The following is a 16,228-nucleotide window of genomic DNA, read 5'->3' as shown; positions in this document are numbered from 1 at the left end:
TTAACGTACCTTCAATGTCGCTAATGCAATAAGAACCAATAACATAGAAATAATCCAGAAACGCACAATAACGCGAGGCTCTGGCCAGCCTTTTAATTCGTAATGGTGATGAATTGGTGCCATACGGAAAATACGTTGACCACGTAGTTTGTATGAACCCACTTGTAAGATCACCGATAACGTTTCAACAACGAATACACCACCCATGATAACCAATAGGAACTCTTGACGAACTAGCACTGCAATCGTACCTAATGCACCACCAAGCGCTAATGAACCTACATCGCCCATAAATACTTGTGCTGGGTATGTGTTGAACCATAAGAAACCAAAACCAGCACCAACAATCGCAGCACACACCACCACTAGCTCACTCGCTAATGGAATATGCGGAATATGTAAGTAGTTTGCGAATTGCACGTTACCTGTTGCCCAAGCGATAAAGGCAAAACCTGCAGCAACAAATACCGTAGGCATGATTGCAAGACCATCAAGACCATCGGTTAAGTTCACCGCATTACTAGTTCCTACGATAACAAAGTAGGTAAGAAGAATATAAGCAAGACCAAGTTGAGGCATGACTTCTTTAAAGAAAGGAACGACTAACTGCGTTGCTGCTGTATCTTTTCCGTAAGCATAAAGAGCAAAAGCGACAACTAACGCAATAGAAGATTGCCAAAAATACTTCCAACGAGCGATTAGACCATCTGTATTTTTACGAACCACTTTACGGTAGTCATCAACAAAACCAACAGCACCATAGCCTAGCAACACAAACATAACAGCCCAAACATAAGGGTTAGTTAAGTCTGCCCACAAGAACACAGTCACACTGATCGCAGTTAAAATCATGATGCCGCCCATGGTTGGGGTACCACGTTTGCTAAAGTGGGATTCAGGACCGTCATCACGTACCACTTGACCGATTTGAAGGTTTTGCAACCAAGCAATCAGTTTTGGTCCCATCCATAAAGAGATCGTTAATGCCGTGATAATGCTTAAGATGGCTCTAAAACTTAAATATTCAAATAAGCGAAAAAATGGAAAATATTGCTCTAGAAAATTGGATAACCAAATAATCATTACTGACACTCCTTAAGAGCTGAAACCACTTCGCTCATTCGTGAACTGTTGGCACCTTTAACTAACACGGTAACCTCATTATGTTTAATTAATTGTAATTCTTTAAGTAAGTAAGCGTTCAAATCAGAACGTGTTTCAAAATGACGGCCATTACATAGCTCGCTGATCACTTTTGTATCATCGCCAAATGTCACTACTTGCTCAAATTGATATGGGGCAGCATATTCCCCAACTTCACGATGAAGTGCAAGGCTTTCTTCACCTAGCTCAGCCATATTCCCTAAAACAAGCCAACGCTGACCTTTAAATCCACCAAGTAACTCCACTGCGGCCTTCATAGCAGGAACACTGGCATTATAAGTGTCATCGATAACCTTCAATCCAGATGCTAACGTTTCGACTGCAACACGCCCTTTCACGCTACCCAGCTCTTGTAGCCCTTGTTGAATATCATTTAATGATGAATTCGCTTGAATAGCTAAAGCAGCAGCAGCAACGGCATTCGCTACGTTATGCTTACCAATAATTCCTAAAGAAACTTGAATGCTTCCTTTAGGCGTATTTAATTGAAAACTAGGTTCACCAATCGCATTTACTTCAATATTTGATGCATAAAAGTCAGCACAAGAGTCATTCATAGCAAAGCTAACCACTTGTTTACCTTCAAATAGTGATGACCATTTTGGTAAACCATTACTATCTAGATTATAAATAGCAATACCGTTTTCTTTTAGCCCTTCAAAAATCTCGCCTTTCGCTTTTGCTACCCCCTCAATAGAACCAAAACCTTCTAAATGTGCCGCTGCAATATTATTGACCAATGCGACATTAGGTTGCGCTAACTGAGTAGTGTATGAGATTTCATTTTGGTGATTTGCACCCAATTCGATAACGGCAAAATCATTACTTGGTTGAGAACGTAATAACGTTAACGGAACGCCGATCTCATTATTAAAGTTACCTGCGGTTGCTAACACTTCGCCAGAACGAGCTAAAATAGAAGCGAGCATCTCTTTTACTGTGGTTTTGCCACAACTACCCGTTAAGGCAAACGTAAAGGTCTGACAAACTTGATGTACATGTTTCGCTATTAAGCCTAACGCCTTTTGTGTATCAGAAACAATTACTTGAGGAAGTGTCGTATCGACTTCTTTTGATACAAGAAGTGCAGTTGCTCCTTGCTCTTGTACTGCTGGTATAAAATCATGAGCATCAAAGCGTTCACCGATAAGAGCAACAAAAAGCCCTTGTTCATCAATGTGTCGACTGTCTGTTGATACTGACGATATTTGACAATCAGCCCCAACCAAACGCCCATCACACGCTTTTGCTATTTCGCTAAGTAACATATTTATCATGATTGTAGCCCTAATAATGTTTGTGCGGTTTCACGATCAGAGTAATGAACGGTCTTATCCGCTAACACTTGATAATCTTCATGCCCTTTACCGGCAAGTAAAATGATATCGTTCTCATTTGCTTGAGATAATGCAAACTGACAAGCTTCAAAACGATCATGAATAACATGTGCAGATTCAGAATTTTTTAATCCAGCCAGCATATCATTAGTAATTAAGCTTGGTTCTTCTGAACGAGGGTTATCATCACTTAAGATAATCACATCTGCTTGTTGCTCAGCAATGCTTGCCATCATTGGTCGTTTCCCTGTATCTCTATCGCCACCACAGCCGAAAATACACCACAACTTACCTTCACAATGAACTCGTAATGCTTGCAACGCTTTATCTAAAGCATCAGGCGTATGCGCATAATCGACAACCACTTTGGCTTTATTATCTGCAGTAAACAACTCCATTCTGCCAATAACTGCATTTAACTGAGACGCCGTTTGAGCTAAAGCTTGGATGTCATAACCTAAAGAAAGAAGTGTTGCGAAAGCAACGAGAATATTGCTCGCGTTAAATGCTCCAATTAAAGGCACTGAAAAAGCAACATTTCCCCAATCTGAAGAAACGGAAAGTTGAATGCCTTCGGTTGAATAAACAACCGATGTCGCAAATACCTTCTTACCGGAATGAAAAGAGATGTTTTCTTCATTTAAAGAAACAGCGACGGCATGAGGCATCTCTTTTAACCATTGGCAGCCCACTTGATCATCCGCATTGATGATTGAGTGTTTTGGCCTATGAGAAGTAAAAAGTAACTTTTTAGCTTCAGCATAGTTTTCCATATCACCATGATAATCAAGATGGTCACGGCTTAAGTTAGTAAATACTGCTGCATCAAAAGATAACGCATTAACACGCCCTTGAACTAAACCATGAGACGACACTTCTAACGCCGTCAGTTTGGCTCCGATATTCTCAAGCTCTGTCAGTGTTTGTTGGATTTCAATTGGACTACCAGTGGTGTTCAAGGCTGGCTTAAGATCCGACAGTAAGCCATTACCCGTTGTTCCCATTACGGCAGCAGGTTGATCTAATAATGTCGTCCATTGAGCAATGATCTGAGAAATCGTCGTTTTACCATTAGTACCAGTAATACCGACAAGTTGCATGCATCTCTTATCCGCTTGATAGAAAGCTCCTGCAATCGCACTTAACTGCGTATAAAGAGAATCAATGTAAACAACAATAACGTTATTGATAACCTTTACCGTTCCTGCAATATTATCTTCATCAGCGTCAGCAATAACTGCAACAGCACCTTGTTCAATTGCTGATGAAATAAATTGGCGACCATCTACTGCATGGCCTTTAATTGCTACAAATAAACAGCCAGGAGATACTTGGCGACTGTCCAATGTCATAGATGAAATTGCCACAGATTGATTTAACTCGCACCAAGGCAACAGTAATTCAGATAACTGCATCATCACTTTCCTAATTCAATACATCGATATGTTTTACGGTACTTTCATCTGGCGCTACATTTAAAATTTGTAGTGCATCTTTCATTACCTGACCAAAAATCGGTGCCGCAACTTGACCTGCGTAATACTCATCACCTTGTGGTTGGTTCACGATAGTAACTAACGCAATTCGAGGGTTACTAACTGGCGCAACACCAGCTGTCACCGTCATGTATTCATCACTGTAACCACCACGAACCGCTTTTCGTGACGTACCGGTTTTAGCCGCAACTCGGTAGCCAGGTACAGCAGCTCTTGTTGCTGTACCGCCTGGTTGAGTTACGGTTTCCATCATTTCTAATACCGCTTTTGCATGCTGTCGATTAACCACTTGCTTACCCGGTGTTGGTCCAGTAGTTTTCAAAATTGAAAGTGGCCTATATTCACCATAAGCCCCTAATGTGGCATAAGCGTGCGCCAACTGAATAGGCGTAACCGACAGACCATATCCAAAGGCTAATGTGGCGATTTCAAAATCAGACCAACGACGACGATCAGGGAAAATACCTGTCGCTTCACCTATTAGATTTAAGCCTGATGGATCAGCAAGACCAACCGCTGCATACTCAGCTAACAACTCTTGTAAAGGCATTCCCAACGCTAAGTGTGCAACACCGATGTTACTTGATTTCTTCAAGATAGTAGTTAAATCGGCTTTACCCACTTTCGAACTATCACGCACACGACTACCGCCAATACGCATGATGCCATTACCGGTATCAATAATCGTATCTAAGTTCGCAGTTCCACCATCTAGAGCAGCTAATACAACAAAAGGTTTTACTGTAGAGCCCGGTTCTAACGTATCAGTAATGACACGGTTACGCATTCTAAAGCTCTGTAACTGCTCACGATTATTCGGGTTATAAGAAGGAGCATTTACCATTGCAAGTACTTCACCCGTCTTAATATCGATCATCACAACCGAGCCAGACATCGCTCTAAAGTCAGATACTGCTTGTTTAATTGCACGGTAAGCAATCGCCTGTAAACGCTGATCGATACTTAGGGTTAATGGTTTACCTTCTTGTTTCTCTTTTAAAGAAATATTTTCAACCACTCGGCCATAACGGTCTTTACGTACAGTTCTACGTCCCGGCTCACCAGTTAACCAACCATCATAACTACGCTCAACCCCTTCAAGGCCATGACTATCAATACCTGTTACACCAATAACATGGGCACTGATTTCACCAGTTGGGTAATAACGACGTGATTCAGCTTTTAAACCAATGCCCGCTAATTTCAGTTTTTTAATATAGGCAGCAACCGCTGGAGATATTTGGCGCTGAAGATAAATAAAACGACGTTTCTTGTTTTTTTCAATTTTAGAAATTAACTCTTTACGCTTAAGTCCTAATACATCCGCAAGCGCATACCAACGTTCAATCTCAACCAAACCACCTTCTTTATAGATCGTCACAGGATCAGCCCAAACCGCATCAACAGGCACACTTACAGCAAGCTGTTCATCATTACGATCAGAGATAATACCTCTGGCAGAAGGGAGAGATTTAACACGGATAGAACGCATATCACCTTGCTTAACAAGGTTATCTGGTTCAATAACTTGGATATAAGCGGCTCGCGCAATAAGAATAGCTAAGGCAAGAAAGACAAAGAAAACAATAACGCCAAAGCGCCACTGGATAAAAGTTGGCGGCGCTTTAGTTATACGCTTATTGTTTTTTTTTCTATTTGGTAATTTCATCGTAGTTTTATAATTACTTCTTTATCTGGCGCTGGACGTTCCATATCTAATTCACGAACTGAACGAGATTGAACTCGGCTATGCTCAGCAAGCGCACTTTCTTCTAAAATTAAATTACGCCATTCACCATCTAAGATATCTTTTTCAAGCAATAAGTTTTCACGTTGAACCGTCATTTGACGAGTATTGTGAGTAGCTAATACCACACCGATTGCACTTAAAAAAATACAAATTAATAGAATTGCATGAAGGCGGCCTACACCAAAAATGTCTAGGCCGATAAGTTTTGTAAGACTTGGTTGTGAAGCGGTATTTTTACTCATAAACGCTCAGCAATACGTAAAACAGAACTGCGTGAACGCACATTAACATCCACTTCATTCTTCGTTGGTTTAATCGCTTTACCAACAGGTTTCATTTTTGCACTGCCTAATGCTTTAATTTGTTCTTCTGTTAACGGCAGACCATGAGGTACTTGTGGTCCCTTACTTTCTTTACGAATAAAGTGCTTAACCATACGATCTTCCAATGAGTGGAAGCTGATCACTGATAAACGTCCTTCTGGAGCTAATACATCTAACGCTCCTTTTAAAGCCGTATCAATTTCGTCTAACTCACTGTTGATGTAGATTCGAAATGCTTGGAATGCACGCGTTGCAGGGTGTTTTTTCTCTTTAAAACTCTTAGGTGCAACCTCAGAAATCAATTTAGCTAACTGGCTAGTACGAGTTAGAGGTTCATTTTCTTCATTTTCACGGTAAGCAACGATGCCTTTAGCAATACGCCACGCATGTTTATCTTCACCAAACTCACGTATAACCCAAGTAATATCTTCAACATCCGCTTCTTGTAACCATTGAGATACAGGAATGCCTGATGTTGGATCCATACGCATATCCAATGGGCCATCTTTCATAAAGCTAAAACCACGTTCAGCATCATCTAGTTGTGGAGATGACACACCTAAATCCAGTAATACTCCATCAATTTTTCCTACAAGATCAAGCTCTTCAACATATTGTTTAAGGCCTGAAAATGGACCATGAATGATGGTAAATTTAGGATCAGTAATCGTTTTTGCTTCAGCAATTGCTTGAGGATCACGGTCAATACTGTACAAGCGACCATTCTCACCTAATTGAGATAAGATCTGACGGCTGTGGCCACCACGACCAAACGTACCATCGATGTAGATACCATCAGGTTTGATAGCTAAACCATCAATAGATTCATGAAGAAGAACGGATACGTGTTGGAATTGTTCAGACATAGTGAGTATTTACTACCGTAATTATATGAATAAGCAGTTAAAATTAAGCCAAAGCTTAACCTAAAAATGCAGGAATGTGTGTCAAATTAGTGATAATTCTAAACCAATGTAGCAGAAAGCACAAAGCCCACCATAACACTACCGAAATAGTACTATGGTGGGCTAAGTTAGAGCCGACATATAAGCCGGGTTCTGTCCCGCTTGCGCGGTGGTAACCATTCGTCTAGGCCTGCAATCGCTCACAGGCTCAAGCAATCTACCCGCCCCCAAACACGAGCAATGCTATGCGAGGGCCTATTTGATCTTGCTCCGGGTGGAGTTTACCTTGCAACGACCTATTACTAGACGTCCGGTGCGCTCTTACCGCACCCTTTCACCCTTACCTGTGCTTACTTCCCTACTCCGAAGAATAAAAGAAGATTAAGCCATCGGCGGTTTCCTCTCTGCTGCACTTGTCGTAGGCTTGCGCCCCCCAGGCGTTACCTGGCACCCTGCTCTATGGAGCCCGGACTTTCCTCCCCTCCATCAGTCTCCCTAAGGACATCAATGAAGCAGCGATTACCGAGTCAGCTCATGGGGTGAATGATATAAGAGTCAGTTATAACTTACCACCCCTTTTTCTCAATTCTCTTAATCTAAATGCTCTAAACCCCATTTATATAGCGCATTTTTCTTCACACCATGTATTTCAGCAGCCATTGCCGCTGCTTTTTTAAGCGGAAGTTCTTTTACAAGAATAGAAAGTGAACGCGTTGCTTCGAATGGGAGTTCATCTTTTGCTTCGCTTCTAAAGCCATGGATAAGTAAAACCATCTCTCCACGCTTACGGTTATCGTCTTCTTTTATCCATTCAATTAACTCACCTAATGGTGCGCCATAAATCGTTTCATAGGTTTTTGTCAGTTCACGAGCTAATACAACTTGTCGTTCAGGACCAAGAACCGTCAACATATCATCTAATGAATCCATAATACGGTGTGGAGACTCATAGAAAATACAAGTGCGCTCAGCTTGTGCAATCTCTTCAAACTTATCACGACGACCTTTACTTTTGGGAGGGAGGAATCCTTCAAAGCTAAAGCGGTCAGAAGGAAGTCCAGCGGCTGAAAGTGCGGTAATAACGGCACAAGCACCAGGTAATGGCACAACATTTACATTCGCTTGACGACAACGATTGACTAAATGATAACCTGGATCACTGATTAATGGTGTTCCCGCATCTGAGACAAGAGCTATAGATAAGCCCTGCTGCAATTTACTGATCAATAAGTCTGCTTTATGCTGTTCGTTATGATCATGCAGCGCAAATGTTTGACTCGCTATACCAAAATGAGACAATAACTTACCAGTATGTCGTGTATCTTCCGCGGCAATAAGGTCAACGGACTTTAAAACCTCGATGGCTCGCTGCGTGATATCCCCTAAATTACCGATTGGTGTAGGAACAATGTACAAAGTTGCAGTATTCACCACAGATAAATTGTGTTCTGTCATTTGTTTACTATCTCTTCTGCGATTAATATAGGGAATAATACCAATCTTACTGAAAAATTGTTTCATAGATTAGGTATTAGACTAAGCAATCACTATAATCAAAAATATATTTTAGCTGTTTGGGTGATGAGCATCCATAGTAACAACAGCCCTTTTTAGTAGGACCAGTATATTACCCATGGCAAATATGACCCCGAGAAAGAACAGTGTAACACGCTTGATTGCTCCTGTAGCCCTAGCTCTAACATTGGCTGCTTGTTCAAGCTCACCAAAAGCACCTGAACGTCTGGATATTACTCAATCTCCAACTGAAACGAGTAACGCATATATTTTAAAAGCAGACCAGCAACAAGGGGCGCTTGAAGCTGATTTCTTAATCATGGCATTAAAAGCAGCAGTGCAAGAGCAGAACTTTGATCTTGCAGATAAGCTATTAACACGCCTAGCGACAATGCAACTGTCTCCAGCACAAACCGCAGAAATGCAACTTTCCCATGCCAAAATGCTGAAATCACAAAGCCAGTACGAAGAGGCACTACAAACGCTAAATTTTGAGGCATGGTGGAAGTTAGAAGACAGCCAATGGGTCGAATATCACAAGTTACGTCATGAGTTATATTTACTAAGTGGTGATAATCTAAACTCAGCCCGTGAACTAATTAAATTAGAACCATTCACAGCTGAAGACAAAAAAGCACAACTTTGGACTCAAGTTTGGACAAGTGTTTATTCACTAAACAGCACAGCTCTTGAAGAAGTAAAACTTGATGAAAGTGAAACCAACCTACATGGTTGGGTGCAGCTTGCAACTTACCTAGATACATTGAAGCATTCACCGATGCGATTACAAGAAGCCTTAAATGAGTGGTTACTTGCAAACCCAACTCATCCAGCAGCGACATACACACCTCAAGTTATCTTAGATATTCTTGCTCTTGAGATTGTTCGCCCTGAAAACGTTGCGCTATTACTACCTTTAAGTGGTCGTTTTGGTCCTCAAGGTATTCGTGTACGTGATGGTTTCATTAACGCCATGATGGAAGACAAAGAGCGAGATGAGTTTACCAAACTTAAAATCATCGACACTCAAGCGACATCAATGACAGAAATAATGGCAACCTTAGAAAAAGAAGAAATTCAATTTGTTGTTGGCCCATTAGTTCGTAGTGAGATTGAAGAATTCCAATCTTTAAATACAACGGACATTGCTCAATTAGCACTGAATATTCCAAGTGAAATAAATACTGATATAAACAGTTGTTATTTCACTTTATCGCCAGAACAAGAAGCTGAGCAAGCGGCTGTACACTTATTTAAACAAGGCTTTAAACACCCACTATACCTTGCACCACAAGGCACTATGGGTGAGCGATTAAGCCAAGCGTTCAGTGATAAATGGTTCCAACTAACAGCAAAACGTCCATCAATCAGCTACTTTGGCTCAAAAGCGCAACTACAGCAGAAAGTAAACAGCGTTTTTGGTATTGAAAGTAGCCAAGCACGTATCTACCAAATGAACGCATTAGCAAACATGGAATTAGAAGCTCAGCCACGTAGTCGTCGTGACATCGATGCAGTTTACATGGTTGCTAAAAGCAGTGAATTGGTTCTATTAAAACCTTTCATTGAAGTTGCAATTAACCCTGGAATCAAACCACCAAAACTGTATGCAAGCTCTCGTAGTAACAGTGGCCGTCAAACTAAACTAGTTGAAATTAAAGGCATTGAGTTTAGTGACATTCCATTATTAACAAATGAAAACCACAGTTTTAAAGCGCAATACGATGAGCTGTGGCCAAAAAGTAGCAACGGTGAGACTCGACTTCATGCTCTAGGTATGGACGCTTATCAGTTGGTTGCTGAACTACCTCAAATGAAAGCCGTTGATAATTATCGTATGGAAGGTAAAACAGGCGAACTAAGCCTGAACCAAGAGTGCGTAATCCAACGTAAAATGAGCTGGGCTACTCATGGAGAAGAAACAGAATAAGCGAGCAAAGGGCGAATTTTATGAGTTGATGGCACAACGCTATTTAGAACAACATCAACTCACATTCATTGCCCGAAATTTCCAGTCAAAAACCGGAGAGCTTGATCTCATCATGCGAGATCAAGACTCTTTTGTGTTTGTGGAAGTAAAATACCGTAACACTTCAAATTTCGGTTCTGCGCAAGAAATGGTAACATGGCAAAAACAGCGCAAATTACAACGAACCGCTCTCTTCTGGCTTATGAAGAATAAGCTCTCTGTTGAACATACATCTTTTAGATTTGATGTCGTTGCTATCCATGCTCAAGGTAAGGAAATCAACTGGATCAAAAATGCTATTGTTGAAGGGTAAACAATGCTAGAAAATATCAAAGAAAGCTTTACTGAAAGCATTCAAATCCAAATTGCCGCAGCGGAAGCTCTACCAGATCATATTATGCATGCTTCTCAAGCGATGGTAGCAACTTTGCTAAACGGTAACAAAATTCTATGTTGTGGTAACGGTGGGTCAGCATCAAACGCCCAACAATTTGCCTCTTGCCTATTAAATCGATTTGAAACTGAACGTCCTAGCCTTCCAGCGATGGCTCTTACTGCTGATACCTCAACATTGACGGCAATTGCTAATGATTACAATTACTCTGAAATTTTTTCAAAGCAAGTTCGAGCACTAGGTCAACCTGGCGATATTTTATTAGCCATATCAACAAGCGGAAACAGCCAAGATATCCTAAAAGCAATGGAAGCAGCGGTAAGCCGTGACATGACGATTATTGCCTTAACAGGCATGGATGGTGGCGTTATGGCAGGTTTGCTTGGTGAATCGGATGTTGAGATTCGCATTCCTTCCCACCGTGTCGCGCGCATTCAAGAAGTACACCTATTAACATTGCATTGTATTTGTGATCTTGTTGATCAGGTCCTTTTCCCACAACACACCGAGTAATAATATGAAATTAGTGAAATTAAGTGCTTTACTGCTTTCTGCGGTATTACTGCAAGGTTGTGCTGGCTTGTTCATTGCTGGCGCTGCAACAACTGCGTCTGTTGTAACAGATAACCGCACAGTTAAAGAGCAACTATCAGACAAAAACCTCTCTTTAGAAGCAACAGGGCTTGCGAATAAAGCGCCTTACCAATACAACATGCGAGTAAACGCGGTTACTTATGATGGTAAAGTGCTGTTAATGGGACAAGCAAAAGATGCTCAAATGAATCAAGAGTTTGAGAAAAAAATAAAAGACATGAAAGGGGTTAACACAGTTTATAACCAAATTAGAGTTCGCCCACTACTCACTTTTACTCAAATCAATAACGACAGCTGGATCACGACAAAAGTGAAATCGTCACTGCTCGCTAAAAGTGAATTAAACGGGATCAAAATCAGTGTATTTACTGAAGCTCAAGAAGTGTTCTTAGTTGGCTTTGTAACAGAAGAACAAGGCAATATTGCAGCAGACGTTGCTCGTAATATCAAGGGCGTAAAAGGCGTAATTAAAGCGTTTGAATACGGCCAAGGTGGCAGTGTCGAGCAATAGTTAAAACCAAAGCACAATAAAAAAGCCTACATTTCTGTAGGCTTTTTAGTAGGATTCAATTGTTGCACTTTACTTAACGACTCTTAAGCTCGGACGACCACTTGGACGCGGAGGTTCAGGCTCATCATCTGATGACGTATTATCTTCAGAAACAGCATTTAAATTTGTTTCTTCTTCGAAAATACCTTCATCATCTGTCATTTCATACGCTTCTTCTGGTTCAAACATGGTTCCTGCACCGTTTTCACGAGCATAAATAGCTTGAATTGCGTATAAAGGTAAAATGATTGAATGTGGGCGACCACTGAAACGTGCATTAAATGTCACGGCTTCATTACCCATCTCCAAGTTACCAACAGAGTGTGGTGCTACGTTTAAAACGATTTGACCATCTTGAACAAACTCTTCTGGCACTCGAACACCATTCATTGTTGCATCAACAACAAGATGAGGCGTCAACTCGTTATCTACGATCCATTCATAAAATGCTCGTAACAAATAAGGACGACGCGGCATCATTGAACGAATATCCATTAGTTTGTTAAACGTAGTTCACGTTCTGCTTCTGTTAGAGAAGCTAGGAATGAATCACGCTCAAATACTCGGTTCATGTATACTTTTAATTCTTTAGCGCCAGGGCCTGATAATTCAATACCCATAGATGGCAAACGCCATAATAACGGAGCTAAGTAACAATCCACTAAGCTAAACTCATCACTCATGAAGTATGTATATTCAGCAAAGATTGGACCTAACATTAGTAGGTCATTGCGTAGCTTGTTACGTGCAGCTTCAGATTCTTCGAATGAACCTTTAACTACTTTCTCAGCTAGTGAGTACCAGTTTGTCTCAACACGGTGCATCATTAGACGGCTGTTACCACGAGCTACAGGGTAAACAGGCATCAATGGTGGATGAGGAAAACGCTCATCTAAGTATTCCATGATGATGTTAGAGTTGTATAGAGCAAGCTCACGATCAACTAGTGTAGGTACAGTTTTGTAAGGGTTTAATTCTACAAGTTCTGCAGGTAAGTTGGATGGATCAACCAATTCAACTTCAACACTTACTCCTTTCTCAGCAAGTACGATACGTACTTGATGACTGTACATGTCAGAAGCGTCTGAAAAAAGCGTCATTACTGAGCGTTTGTTGGCAGCAACAGCCATTGAGCCCTCCGGTATTTATCTAGGAGCAAAAGCACCACACTTAGGGTGCCGTCATCTATTATTGTTATTAAAATAATAGTGACACAAAAACAATGGAGGCTAAGCCTCCATTGCGTACAATTAACGATCTAGAATATCACGATTAGTGGACATCACGCCAATATTCTTTCTTAAGTAAATAAGAAACAAAGGCAAATATCACTAAAAAGCCCATAACCCACCAACCCAAACGATGACGTTCAAGTTTTACAGGATCACCTGAATATTCTAAAAAGTTGACCAAATCGCGAACTGCCATATCGTATTCGCCAGAGCTAAGCTCTCCAGTGCCATCTGACTCAACACCAACAACAGCTTTATGCTCAACACCATCAACAATAGTTGTCTCATAAACTGGTGTAGTTACCCCTTGCAGCTCTTGAAGAACATGAGGCATACCAACACTTGGGAATACCATGTTATTCACACCAAATGGACGAGTTGGATCGGCATAAAAAGTACGTAAATAGGTATATAACCAATCAGTACCTCGAACGCGAGCAACAAGCGTTAAATCTGGTGGTGGAGCACCAAACCAGCCTGCGGCTTGCTTTTCAGGGATTGCACTCTTCATTAGGTCACCGATCTTCGCATCAGGATTAAATACTAGGTTTTCCATCATCAAATCTGGTGGAATGCCTAGATCTTCTGCAACACGGTTATAGCGCTGGTATTGTGTTGAGTGACAACCCGCACAATAGTTCATAAAGATCTTGGCACCATTTTGTAGAGATGCTTGATCGCTAATATCATTATTCGCTTTATCTAATGGTACATTTGCACCTGCTGCCATCGCCATTGACGGCAACAAAGCAAAAAGTACTAAAATCAGCTTTTTCATTTGAATGTCACCCTCTCTGGTAATGGTTTTGTGGCTTCATTTTTGCTGTAAATAAACAGAATAACGAAGAACATAAAGTACATCAGACTAAAGATTTGAGCTAACAGCGTATAAGTTGGTGTTGCAGGTAATGCACCTAATACACCTAATGCAATAAAGCTGATAGTAAATTGGATAATATTCAATAAATGTAACTTACTACGGTAACGATAAGAGCGAACCTTACAACGGTCTAACCATGGAAGTAAGAACAACACGACAATCGATGCCCCCATTGCTACTACCCCTAATAATTTATCAGGAACCGCACGCAAGATTGCATAGAATGGTGTGAAATACCAAACAGGCGCAATGTGCTCAGGTGTTTTTAATGGGTTTGCTGCTTCAAAGTTAGGCGGCTCAAGGAAGTAACCTCCCATTTCAGGGTTAAAGAACAACACGTAACAGAAGAAAAATAAGAAACCAGCCACACCAATCATATCTTTAACCGTTCCATAAGGATGGAAAGGCACTGAATCAATGATGTTATATTTACTTGTGTAATATTCGTGGAACTTAAACTGTGTTTTATGCTCACCTTTATCGTCTTTTGCTTTTGGTAGCTTAGTTTCAATACCATCAGGGTTATTAGAACCAACCTCATGCAGAGCTAAAATATGAAGAACAACTAAAAGTAACAAAACAATTGGTAGTGCAATAACATGAAGGGCAAAGAAACGGTTTAGCGTCGCACCCGAAATAACATAGTCACCACGGATCCAAAGTGTAAGATCATCACCAATAACAGGAATTGCGCCAAACAAAGAAATGATTACTTGAGCTCCCCAATAAGACATCTGCCCCCACGGTAATAAGTACCCCATGAATGCTTCAGCCATTAAAACTAAGAAGATCAACATACCAAATAACCACAACAGTTCACGTGGCTTTTGGTAAGAACCATAAATCAGACCACGGAACATATGCAGATAAACAACAACAAAAAAGGCAGACGCCCCAGTTGAGTGCATATAACGAAGTAACCATCCATAATCAACATCACGCATGATGTATTCAACAGAGGCAAATGCTCCTTCTCCAGAAGGAACGTAATTCATTGTTAACCAAATACCAGTTACGATCTGATTAACTAAAACCAACATGGCCAAAGAGCCAAAGAAATACCAAAAGTTAAAGTTTTTTGGCATTGGGTACTCAGATAAATGCTTTTTATATGCATTCATCGCAGGCAGACGCTTTTCTACCCAATCAAGTAACGGTTGCATTAGGCTTCCCCTCCTTCATCAACCCCAACTAGGATACGAGTATCACTAAGGTACATGTGCTTAGGAACAACAAGATTCAAAGGTGCAGGTACACCTTGGAATACTCGACCAGCCATATCAAATTTAGAACCATGACATGGGCAGAAGAAACCAGAATTAACCCCTTCAACTTGTTCACTAAAACTGTCAGGTAAATAGGTAGGTGAACAGCCAAGGTGAGTACAGATGCCAACGGCTAAAAAGATTTCTGGCTTAATTGAGCGATATGCATTTTGGGCATATTCAGGTTGTTGTTCTTCTCCAGAAGACGGGTCTCGAAGTTGACCCTCAATCTCAGTTAATGATTGTAAAAGTGCTTCTGAACGACGAACAACCCATACAGGCTTTCCTCGCCACTCAACACGAACCATTTGCCCATCCTCGAGCTTACTGATATCGACTTCAACCGGAGCACCAGCAGCTTTCGCTTTTGCACTCGGGTTCCAAGATTTAATAAAAGGTACGGCCACCGCAGCAGCTCCTAGCCCACCAACAACAGCTGTTGTGGCGGTTAAGAAACGACGTCGACCATTACTCACTGGCGCATTGCTCATCCAACTTTCTCCCATTTGCTCTATGCGGTTTTTATTATGTCCATACATTTACGAGCTACGGCTAACTTTCAATGGTGTGATACAACAGAACTTTACTATTCCAAACGCTCTAAAGAGGCTCAAAATTAATTCATATATTATTAGGCTGCTGTTTTAACCCATAAATGATAAAGAAAACCTTACTTTTTGACAAGATAAAGCTACTTTTTTGCAACATTTGTGAGATATGTAGAGTTTTTGTAGTGAGATTGGAGAAAGGATAAAAAAAGAGAAAGGAATTCAAGACTTAAAAATGTTTTAAGCTCACAAAAACAACAAAAGCCCAGCATAAATGCTGGGCTTTTGACCACAATACCAAAGGAG

At 40.9% G+C, this 16,228-nt stretch carries 16 protein-coding genes and 1 other RNA gene; 4 read left to right on the top strand and 13 right to left on the bottom strand.

Going from position 1 to position 16,228, the window contains the following annotated elements:
• From mraY to rsmI, 8 genes are all read right to left on the bottom strand, one after another.
• Window positions 1–1,083: a phospho-N-acetylmuramoyl-pentapeptide-transferase gene (gene mraY, locus HC728_RS04110; protein WP_012533666.1), complete on the bottom strand. Its 1,083-nt coding sequence runs from the start codon at window positions 1,081–1,083 to the stop codon at window positions 1–3.
• Entirely contained in the window at window positions 1,083–2,441 is a 1,359-nt protein-coding gene (murF, locus tag HC728_RS04105) for a UDP-N-acetylmuramoyl-tripeptide--D-alanyl-D-alanine ligase (RefSeq protein WP_190395137.1), read from the bottom strand. Before murF ends, mraY begins: the two co-directional genes overlap by 1 nt.
• Entirely contained in the window at window positions 2,438–3,919 is a 1,482-nt protein-coding gene (gene murE, locus HC728_RS04100; protein ID WP_190395136.1) for a UDP-N-acetylmuramoyl-L-alanyl-D-glutamate--2,6-diaminopimelate ligase, read from the bottom strand. Before murE ends, murF begins: the two co-directional genes overlap by 4 nt.
• A gap of 7 nt (window positions 3,920–3,926) precedes the next feature.
• Entirely contained in the window at window positions 3,927–5,666 is a 1,740-nt protein-coding gene (locus HC728_RS04095; protein ID WP_012533967.1) for a peptidoglycan glycosyltransferase FtsI, read from the bottom strand.
• The gene (ftsL, locus tag HC728_RS04090) at window positions 5,663–5,989 is read right to left on the bottom strand and encodes a cell division protein FtsL (RefSeq protein ID WP_005420933.1); all 327 of its coding nucleotides are present in this window, start codon (window positions 5,987–5,989) and stop codon (window positions 5,663–5,665) included. Before ftsL ends, HC728_RS04095 begins: the two co-directional genes overlap by 4 nt.
• The gene (gene rsmH / locus HC728_RS04085) at window positions 5,986–6,936 is read right to left on the bottom strand and encodes a 16S rRNA (cytosine(1402)-N(4))-methyltransferase RsmH (protein WP_005420935.1); all 951 of its coding nucleotides are present in this window, start codon (window positions 6,934–6,936) and stop codon (window positions 5,986–5,988) included. Before rsmH ends, ftsL begins: the two co-directional genes overlap by 4 nt.
• Window positions 6,937–7,101: 165 nt before the next feature.
• An RNA gene (gene rnpB, locus HC728_RS04080) (RNase P RNA component class A) lies at window positions 7,102–7,510 on the bottom strand.
• Window positions 7,511–7,566: 56 nt separating this feature from the next.
• Entirely contained in the window at window positions 7,567–8,430 is an 864-nt protein-coding gene (gene rsmI / locus HC728_RS04075) for a 16S rRNA (cytidine(1402)-2'-O)-methyltransferase (protein WP_012534198.1), read from the bottom strand.
• A 178-nt stretch (window positions 8,431–8,608) separates the two neighbouring features.
• Here rsmI and HC728_RS04070 point away from each other — a divergent pair, with 178 nt between their 5' ends.
• Genes HC728_RS04070 through HC728_RS04055 form a run of 4 tightly spaced genes read left to right on the top strand, consistent with a single transcriptional unit; the run spans window position 8,609 to window position 11,958 of the window.
• Window positions 8,609–10,420 (top strand): penicillin-binding protein activator, encoded by a 1,812-nt coding sequence (locus HC728_RS04070; protein WP_190395135.1) that lies wholly within the window; start codon window positions 8,609–8,611, stop codon window positions 10,418–10,420.
• Window positions 10,401–10,772 carry a YraN family protein gene (locus tag HC728_RS04065; protein ID WP_005420941.1) on the top strand — a complete coding sequence of 124 codons (372 nt, stop codon included), beginning with the start codon at window positions 10,401–10,403 and terminating at the stop codon, window positions 10,770–10,772. Before HC728_RS04070 ends, HC728_RS04065 begins: the two co-directional genes overlap by 20 nt.
• Before the next feature lie 3 nt (window positions 10,773–10,775).
• Window positions 10,776–11,366: a phosphoheptose isomerase gene (locus tag HC728_RS04060; protein WP_005420943.1), complete on the top strand. Its 591-nt coding sequence runs from the start codon at window positions 10,776–10,778 to the stop codon at window positions 11,364–11,366.
• Between the two features lie 4 nt (window positions 11,367–11,370).
• Window positions 11,371–11,958, top strand: coding sequence for a BON domain-containing protein (locus tag HC728_RS04055; protein WP_005420945.1), 588 nt, complete (start codon window positions 11,371–11,373; stop codon window positions 11,956–11,958).
• A 69-nt stretch (window positions 11,959–12,027) separates the two neighbouring features.
• On the opposite strand, the gene sspB is transcribed toward HC728_RS04055, so the two are convergent.
• The 5 genes from sspB to petA all read right to left on the bottom strand — a co-directional run bounded on the left by sspB (window position 12,028) and on the right by petA (window position 15,865).
• Window positions 12,028–12,492 (bottom strand): ClpXP protease specificity-enhancing factor, encoded by a 465-nt coding sequence (sspB, locus tag HC728_RS04050; RefSeq protein WP_005420947.1) that lies wholly within the window; start codon window positions 12,490–12,492, stop codon window positions 12,028–12,030.
• Window positions 12,492–13,127 carry a stringent starvation protein SspA gene (sspA, locus tag HC728_RS04045; RefSeq protein WP_005420949.1) on the bottom strand — a complete coding sequence of 212 codons (636 nt, stop codon included), beginning with the start codon at window positions 13,125–13,127 and terminating at the stop codon, window positions 12,492–12,494. The genes sspB and sspA overlap by 1 nt, the downstream gene beginning before the upstream one ends.
• Before the next feature lie 142 nt (window positions 13,128–13,269).
• A complete protein-coding gene (locus HC728_RS04040; RefSeq protein WP_012533586.1) occupies window positions 13,270–14,007 on the bottom strand; it encodes a cytochrome c1 in 738 nt (245 codons plus the stop codon).
• Window positions 14,004–15,272, bottom strand: a complete 1,269-nt coding sequence (locus tag HC728_RS04035) for a cytochrome bc complex cytochrome b subunit (RefSeq protein ID WP_005420953.1) — start codon at window positions 15,270–15,272, stop codon at window positions 14,004–14,006. Before HC728_RS04035 ends, HC728_RS04040 begins: the two co-directional genes overlap by 4 nt.
• Window positions 15,272–15,865, bottom strand: coding sequence for a ubiquinol-cytochrome c reductase iron-sulfur subunit (petA, locus tag HC728_RS04030; RefSeq protein ID WP_005420954.1), 594 nt, complete (start codon window positions 15,863–15,865; stop codon window positions 15,272–15,274). The genes HC728_RS04035 and petA overlap by 1 nt, the downstream gene beginning before the upstream one ends.
• Window positions 15,866–16,228: the final 363 nt, after the last annotated feature.

This window comes from Aliivibrio sp. S10_S31 (genome assembly GCF_014694495.1).
Taxonomy (GTDB): Bacteria; Pseudomonadota; Gammaproteobacteria; order Enterobacterales; family Vibrionaceae; genus Aliivibrio; species Aliivibrio fischeri.
The sequence above is the reverse complement of the archived record's forward strand: the minus strand, read 5'-3'. Positions and strand labels throughout refer to the sequence as shown.

Coding starts and splice junctions, on each gene's coding strand:
- HC728_RS04040 (WP_012533586.1), bottom strand. CDS start 14,007: ATGAAAAAGCTGATTTTAGTACTTTTTGCTTTGTTGCCGTCAATGGCG.
- rsmI (WP_012534198.1), bottom strand. CDS start 8,430: ATGACAGAACACAATTTATCTGTGGTGAATACTGCAACTTTGTACATT.
- HC728_RS04065 (WP_005420941.1), top strand. CDS start 10,401: ATGGAGAAGAAACAGAATAAGCGAGCAAAGGGCGAATTTTATGAGTTG.
- HC728_RS04060 (WP_005420943.1), top strand. CDS start 10,776: ATGCTAGAAAATATCAAAGAAAGCTTTACTGAAAGCATTCAAATCCAA.
- murE (WP_190395136.1), bottom strand. CDS start 3,919: ATGATGCAGTTATCTGAATTACTGTTGCCTTGGTGCGAGTTAAATCAA.
- petA (WP_005420954.1), bottom strand. CDS start 15,865: ATGAGCAATGCGCCAGTGAGTAATGGTCGACGTCGTTTCTTAACCGCC.
- murF (WP_190395137.1), bottom strand. CDS start 2,441: ATGATAAATATGTTACTTAGCGAAATAGCAAAAGCGTGTGATGGGCGT.
- sspA (WP_005420949.1), bottom strand. CDS start 13,127: ATGGCTGTTGCTGCCAACAAACGCTCAGTAATGACGCTTTTTTCAGAC.
- HC728_RS04055 (WP_005420945.1), top strand. CDS start 11,371: ATGAAATTAGTGAAATTAAGTGCTTTACTGCTTTCTGCGGTATTACTG.
- HC728_RS04035 (WP_005420953.1), bottom strand. CDS start 15,272: ATGCAACCGTTACTTGATTGGGTAGAAAAGCGTCTGCCTGCGATGAAT.
- HC728_RS04070 (WP_190395135.1), top strand. CDS start 8,609: ATGGCAAATATGACCCCGAGAAAGAACAGTGTAACACGCTTGATTGCT.
- HC728_RS04095 (WP_012533967.1), bottom strand. CDS start 5,666: ATGAAATTACCAAATAGAAAAAAAAACAATAAGCGTATAACTAAAGCG.
- sspB (WP_005420947.1), bottom strand. CDS start 12,492: ATGGATATTCGTTCAATGATGCCGCGTCGTCCTTATTTGTTACGAGCA.
- rsmH (WP_005420935.1), bottom strand. CDS start 6,936: ATGTCTGAACAATTCCAACACGTATCCGTTCTTCTTCATGAATCTATT.
- mraY (WP_012533666.1), bottom strand. CDS start 1,083: ATGATTATTTGGTTATCCAATTTTCTAGAGCAATATTTTCCATTTTTT.
- ftsL (WP_005420933.1), bottom strand. CDS start 5,989: ATGAGTAAAAATACCGCTTCACAACCAAGTCTTACAAAACTTATCGGC.